Here is a 237-nt window from a genome sequence, read left to right on the forward strand (position 1 = left end):
GGTGCTGGCCAATCTGTGGCAGGGCGCCGACCGCGCCGCGCTGATCACCGTCAGCCTGCTGCTCGGGCGCTTGCTGCCGTATCTGGTCACCACGCGGCAAAGCGTGCAGCAACTGCGCTCGGCCTGGCCGGCGCTGCAATTATGGCGGCGTTATGTGGAACTGGGTACCACGCGCACGCACGCATCAGCCGAGACGGCAGTGCCATTGCCGGCAGCGCTGCGATTCGCCACCGGACA

The 237-nt window shown here is 67.9% G+C and carries 1 pseudogene; it reads left to right on the plus strand.

The annotated features are described in order from the left end of the window. Positions 1 to 237, plus strand: a pseudogene (locus FFY45_RS21850) (ABC transporter ATP-binding protein); the annotation flags it as partial.

The organism is Xanthomonas hortorum, from assembly GCF_011305375.1.
Classification (GTDB): Bacteria; Pseudomonadota; Gammaproteobacteria; order Xanthomonadales; family Xanthomonadaceae; genus Xanthomonas; species Xanthomonas hortorum_E.